Here is a 6,208-nt window from a genome sequence, read left to right on the forward strand (position 1 = left end):
CACCAAAAGCAAAGAACAGCGCGAGTACAAAATCGAGATAACTTGATATGTCTGTCGCGAACTCTACCTGCCCTAAGGAAATAGCCGTGAAGAAACTAAATACCAATGGGAATACTACGAAGTAAGCAAACGCCACACCACAGTAAAACAGCAAAGAACTTGAAGCCAATAGCGGCATGATCAAGCGTTTTTCATGCTTGTACAAACCCGGAGCAACAAAGGCCCACACCTGATACAAAATAAACGGCACCGCGACAAAAATAGACGCGATTAAGGTTAATTTTAGTGGTGTAAAAAATGGCGATGCAACATCCGTTGCGATCATCGTCGCCCCTTCAGGTAAGCGATCTACCAAAGGTGCTGATACGAATTCATAAATATCATTAGCAAAATAAATTAGCCCGACAAATATCACTAGAACAGCGACAATCGCGCGTAGTAAGCGATTACGTAATTCTAGAAGATGGCTAATTAAAGGCTGTGTCTGCTCAGTCGAAGACATGTCAAACCTCTTAAACAGGAAGATCGAAAAGGAGCCGCGCACCTATCTATCCAGTTGAATTGGTATCCACTTGAATAGTTATCTACTTGAATAGCTATCGATTTAAACATCTAGCAACTCAAGCATCTGGCGACTCCTCCTTGCGAGACTATTCGGCTTTCTTATCTGACGGTGCTGAAGCTTCGCTGTTGACCTGAATGGTTTCAGATTCCACAGTTTCCGTGACACTAGGTTCAGTCTCACTTGGCTTATCAGACTCAGGCTTAGCGTACGGACGTTGAACTTGAGCAGCGGCCTGCTTGAGTTCATCGACTGACGCTTTTAGGTCTGGAGATAAATCTTCCATACCCATTTTTTCCGCCTTGCGTAGGTTTTCTTGCAGCTCTTGCACCTTAAGCTCGTGAGAAAGTTCATCTTTCACACTGTTTGCCATGCTTTTCGCTTGTCCAACAAACTTGGAAATACTACGAATCGCCACGGGCAAACGCTCAGGTCCTAAAACCACTAACCCAACGACAGATATTAATACCAGTTCCCAAAAACCGATATCAAACACGATTTACGCCTGCTCTTTGTCTTTCTTTGTTTCAGCAGTTGTTTCAGCGCTAGCTTCTGTCTTCTGCTGTTCAATATTCTTTGGTTCAAAGTCTGCATCTTTCTTATCTGCAGGCTTGTCTTCATCGCTCATCGCTTTTTTGAAGCCTTTCACCGCTGAACCTAAGTCACCACCCATACCGCGCAGTTTCTTTGTTCCGAAAAGTAAAATTACAATTACAGCAATGATTAGAAGTTGCCAAATACTGATACCACCCATTGTCATTGTCCTCGGGTCTGTCTACACATAAAAAATATAAAGAGAGTCTACTGTCTAACGACGGTAAGCTCGCCAACTAAGCAACCAAAATGTGACACCTGCGATGCCACAGCCCATAGATAGCTGCTCATAAGGGCTTGAAACTAATATTGCGGAGCATACGACTAAAGTGGCTCCAACGCCAAACAAAAACTTTCCAGTTGCTTGCTGACGCTTACTATCTCGGTAACCTTGATAAAGCTGATCCATTCTATGGTTCATCGCTTTACCTTGGCGCAAGCTGTCATAAAGCAGCTCTGGCAGCTCTGGCAGTTTTTCTGCCCAGAATGGCGCGCGCTCTTTTACTGCGTTGATCACAGCTTGCGGCCCCACCTGATTCATCATCCAGGTTTCAAGGAAAGGCTTAGCCGTCGCCCACAAATCAAGCTGCGGATACAACTGGCGACCTAGGCCTTCCACATACAACAAGGTCTTCTGCAGAAGCACCAACTGAGGCTGAACCTCCATGTTGAAACGTCTTGCTGTATTAAATAAGTTTAGCAACACATGGCCAAATGAGATCTCGCCAAGTGGTTTTGCAAAAATTGGCTCACACACCATACGGATCGCGAACTCAAAATCATTGACGTTGGTGTCGTGTGGTACCCACCCCGAATCAACATGCAGCTCGGCGACTTTACGGTAATCGCGATTGAAGAAAGCCAGCAGGTTCTCTGCTAAATAGCGCTTATCTTCACTGTTGAGCGTGCCGACAATGCCACAATCCAAACCAATCCACTGAGGGTTGTCTGGATTCTCTGGGTTAACGAATACGTTGCCCGGGTGCATGTCTGCGTGGAAAAAGCTATCTCGGAATACTTGGGTGAAGAATACCGTCACACCGCGTTCCGCGAGCAATTTCATGTTGGTGCCGTTGGCGTTTAGCGTTTCAATATCGGATACTTGAATACCGTAGATACGCTCTGACACCATCAGGGTTTCGCTGCTTAGATCAGGGATAACCTCTGGAACATACAGCTCTTCACTGCCTTCAAAATTACGTCGTAGTTGAATCGCATTGGCCGCCTCTCGGCGCAGGTCTAGTTCATCAAGTAACGTTTTTTCGTACTCGTGAACGACTTCAACCGGTTTCAAACGACGTGCTTCAGGAAGCGACTTAGCGACTATACGCGCCATTCGGTGCATCAGTTTTAGATCTGCGTCAATCACCGGGCGAATATCAGGGCGAATAACCTTCAGAACAATCTCGCGACCACTCTCCTTGAGCTTTGCGGTATGCACCTGAGCGATAGAAGCAGAAGCCAATGGCTCGATATCAAAGTCGGTAAACCAGTTATCTAGGCTACCACCGAGCGCTTTTTCCATGTCTCGCTTAGCCAATTGACCATCAAATGGCGCCACTTGGTCTTGTAATAAAGCCAATTGGTCAGCGATATGAGGAGGAAATAGGTCGCGACGCGTTGACATCATCTGACCAAACTTAATCCAAACAGGCCCTAATTCTTGCAACGCTAAACGCAAGCGATGACCCAATTCTTTATCTTGATGTTTGTTCTTGAGCCAAAACAGTGACTTTCTCGCCAGCAAAGGAGCCTTGGTCAACTGGTGCTCAGGCATCAACTCATCAAGGCCGTATTCCAACTGTACCTTGATAATATGATAAAGACGTTTCAGTTCTGTTGGGGTCATGCTTTCTCCAACAGAGCGTTCAGTTTAGCTTCAAGACGTGCAGCTGAGCTTTTCACGTCATCAACCTGATCGCAAAAATGTGCCACTTCTAATGGCGCTGGTGCAATCTTCCACTCTTCAGTTAATACCTGAGCGAGATGGTTTTGATGCTTAGTCGCTTGCTTAGCCACAAGGCCACCAACATTCTTAACGCCTTGTACCAAGGTATGGGCAACCACATCTCCAGTCACGCGCGATAGCCACTCTTCCAAGTCAGGCTTGCAGTCTGTCATTAGCTGAGCAAATTTCTGAGCCAGTTGAATATCACCCTCTAAGATCAGCTTATCTTGCTTGATCAGTTTGGTGATGTTCGATTGCTCACGCAGTTCTGGCAGTACCGAGAGGTTCAAAGATAGGTAGCAATCAGGTTGTCCTTCGTAGTCAGCCAACACATCGATTTGTTGGCTAAAAACGAAAGTGAGAGTTTTGTTCAGCTCTTTCAAATTAACTTGAATGATCTGCCCCTTTAAACGAGACAAACGACGAACCAAAGCTGGATCATCGTTCACGAAAGTATTTAAAGAGGTTTCAATAACCGCGGTGACCAATGGATCAAATGGCATGACTGTCCTTACCTTTGAAAACGGATAAGCGTTAACCTATCCGTTGTATCTTTATTCTTATTTTTTAGCACACTCAACGAGCCTGCTACCAAGTTCGACTAGAACTTGTAACCACGGTGCAGCGCAACAATGCCGCCCGTTAGGTTGAAGTATTTAGTATTTTCAAAACCCGCTTCTTGCATCATGCCTTCCAAGGTTTCTTGGTTAGGGTGCATACGGATTGATTCTGCAAGGTAACGATAGCTGTCTGCATCGTTAGCAATCAGCTCACCCATTTTTGGCAATAGGTGGAAAGAGTATGCATCGTAAACCTTTGATAGTGGCTCAAGCACTGGCTTAGAAAACTCAAGAACCAACAGACGACCGCCCGGCTTAAGTACGCGGTACATTGAACGCAGCGCTTGGTCTTTGTCGGTAACATTACGCAGACAGAAGCTGATGGTAATGCAATCGAAGTAGTTATCTGGGAAAGGCAGCTCTTCAGCATTGGCTTGAACGTAATGTACGTTGCCAACAATACCGCTATCACGCAGTTTATCGCGGCCAACATTCAGCATTGAGTTGTTGATATCAGCAAGAACCACGTGGCCTTTTTCACCAACGATACGCGAGAATTTCGCAGTCAGGTCGCCAGTACCACCACCTAGATCTAGGATACGTTGACCCGGGCGAACGCCACTGCAATCAATCGTGAATCGCTTCCACAAGCGGTGAACACCACCCGACATTAAGTCATTCATGATGTCGTATTTAGCGGCTACAGAGTGAAATACCTCTGCTACTTTCGCGACTTTTTGGTCTTTCGCGACTGTTTCGAAACCAAAGTGTGTGGTTTCTGACTCTACTGCTGAATTTGTCTGCACGCTTGTGTCCATAATGCTGTTATCTACCATGGTAAGTTCTCATCGACAGTACACTCTCTCTTTAGAGGCGCTGCGGCCGATTAGTTTACTTTATCCTCAGCGGGTTGTCTTTCTACTAAGGAGGCATTTTCTGAAAAAGCCTCATTTTGAGCGATTTCCGCCAAGCCAACCGAGATAGGTTTCTTCACCTCGACACCCAATTGCTTAAAGCTTTCGGCCTGACGAATCACATTACCACGACCAGTCACCAGCTTATTCATGGCACCTTGGTAGCTTTGGTTGGCTCTGTCTAATGAGCTACCAAGACCTTCCATATCATCAACAAACAAGCGCAGCTTGTCGTAAAGTTTGCTCGCCCGCTCTGCAATGATTTGTGCATTCTGGTTCTGTCTATCGTTGCGCCACAAGTTATCAATGGTACGCAGTGCCACCAGCAAGGTGGTTGGGCTAACCAAGATAATGTTTTGCTCCATCGCATCTTTAACCAAGCTAGGGTCGGCTTGAATCGCCACCTGAAACGCAGGTTCTACCGGAATAAACATCAACACATAATCAAGGCTCTGTATGCCTTTGAGTTGATGATAATCCTTCTGGCTCAAGCCTTTAATGTGCGCGCGCAATGAAGCCAAGTGATCACGTAATGCAGCATCACGTTGTTGATCAGTTTCAGCATTGAAGTAACGCTCAAACGCCACCAAAGCCATTTTTGAATCCACCACCACTTGCTTGTCTTGTGGCAGATGCACAATCACATCTGGCTGGTAACGCTTGCCCGCATCGTTTTGCAGGTTCACTTGAGTTTGGTATTCATGACCTTCGCGCAGCCCTGATTCTGCCAGCACCCGTGCCAGTACCACTTCGCCCCAGTTACCCTGCTGTTTATTATCGCCCTTTAGTGCTTGGGTCAGATTAACCGCTTCACGCGTCATGCTCTCATTAAGACGTTGCAGGTTTTTAAGCTCATGTACTAAGGTGTGACGCTCTTTGGCTTCTTGACTGAAGCTATCATTAACCTGCTTCTTAAAGCCTTCTAACTGCTCTCTCAGCGGTGATAACAAACCTTCAAGGCTCTGCTTGTTCTGTTGATCTACCTTGGCGGTTTTGCTCTCAAACAGTTGATTCGCTAACAGTTCAAACTGCTGTTTCAATCGGGACTCTGCCTGCTCTAACAATTGCAGCTTTTCACTGTTGGCGAGGTTTTCTTGGTCATGCCTTGCTTCTTGCTCACGAAGTTCGGCTTCTAATTCAGACTTATGCTCTTTAAGAATATTGATATCATCGGCATACTGCTGACGCTCTTGCTTCACGGCTTCAAAATAGCGCAGCTTCTCCATCGCAGCCATCACCTTGCCATGGGCCTGCTTAAGTTCAAATGCCGCTTTATCTCGATCATCATCCAGCTCATTGAGCTCTTGTTGCGCCTCTGCGAGTGAGGATTTGAGCTGAGATTGTTGTGACTCATACAGCAAACGGTCGGACTCTAGTTGCTGTTCAAGAAGTCGCTGCTGAAAAGAGAACTTCTGTTTGATCCACCAACCCACCACACCGCCGCTGACGAGCGCGCCGGAAATAGCAGCAATAAGCGGTGCTTGATGTTCGATAATCCATTGCATGATAATGATTTAGCCTAATTGGAAATAACTCATTAAAGGGTATTTTGATACTGGATAAATGTCCAGTTTGCCGTATTAAAATTCGACAGATAGACTAAGCGCTCCGTACTCTGCCCCATCAAATT

At 46.1% G+C, this 6,208-nt stretch carries 7 protein-coding genes; all 7 read right to left on the reverse strand.

The features are described from left to right. Positions 1 to 502, reverse strand: a 502-nt coding sequence (gene tatC / locus AB4496_RS04715) for a twin-arginine translocase subunit TatC (RefSeq protein ID WP_372130641.1), incomplete at its 3' end; no start/stop codon positions are given. 148 nt (positions 503 to 650) lie between these two features. After that, on the reverse strand, positions 651 to 1,058 hold the full coding sequence (gene tatB, locus AB4496_RS04720; RefSeq protein WP_004735566.1) for a Sec-independent protein translocase protein TatB: 408 nt from the start codon (positions 1,056 to 1,058) through the stop codon (positions 651 to 653). 3 nt (positions 1,059 to 1,061) lie between these two features. Further along, positions 1,062 to 1,316, reverse strand: coding sequence for a Sec-independent protein translocase subunit TatA (gene tatA, locus AB4496_RS04725; RefSeq protein WP_009848052.1), 255 nt, complete (start codon positions 1,314 to 1,316; stop codon positions 1,062 to 1,064). Positions 1,317 to 1,370: 54 nt separating this feature from the next. Continuing rightward, a complete protein-coding gene (gene ubiB / locus AB4496_RS04730) occupies positions 1,371 to 3,005 on the reverse strand; it encodes a ubiquinone biosynthesis regulatory protein kinase UbiB (RefSeq protein ID WP_009848053.1) in 1,635 nt (544 codons plus the stop codon). Further along, positions 3,002 to 3,607, reverse strand: coding sequence for an SCP2 domain-containing protein (locus tag AB4496_RS04735; protein WP_009848054.1), 606 nt, complete (start codon positions 3,605 to 3,607; stop codon positions 3,002 to 3,004). Before AB4496_RS04735 ends, ubiB begins: the two co-directional genes overlap by 4 nt. A 98-nt stretch (positions 3,608 to 3,705) precedes the next feature. Beyond that, positions 3,706 to 4,485: a bifunctional demethylmenaquinone methyltransferase/2-methoxy-6-polyprenyl-1,4-benzoquinol methylase UbiE gene (ubiE, locus tag AB4496_RS04740; RefSeq protein ID WP_029222994.1), complete on the reverse strand. Its 780-nt coding sequence runs from the start codon at positions 4,483 to 4,485 to the stop codon at positions 3,706 to 3,708. A 65-nt stretch (positions 4,486 to 4,550) separates the two neighbouring features. Further along, a complete protein-coding gene (gene rmuC, locus AB4496_RS04745; protein WP_102257542.1) occupies positions 4,551 to 6,083 on the reverse strand; it encodes a DNA recombination protein RmuC in 1,533 nt (510 codons plus the stop codon). Between the last annotated feature and the right edge of the window lie 125 nt (positions 6,084 to 6,208).

Source organism: Vibrio sp. 10N.222.46.A1 (assembly GCF_041473595.1).
In the GTDB taxonomy this organism is placed as follows: domain Bacteria; phylum Pseudomonadota; class Gammaproteobacteria; order Enterobacterales; family Vibrionaceae; genus Vibrio; species Vibrio tasmaniensis_A.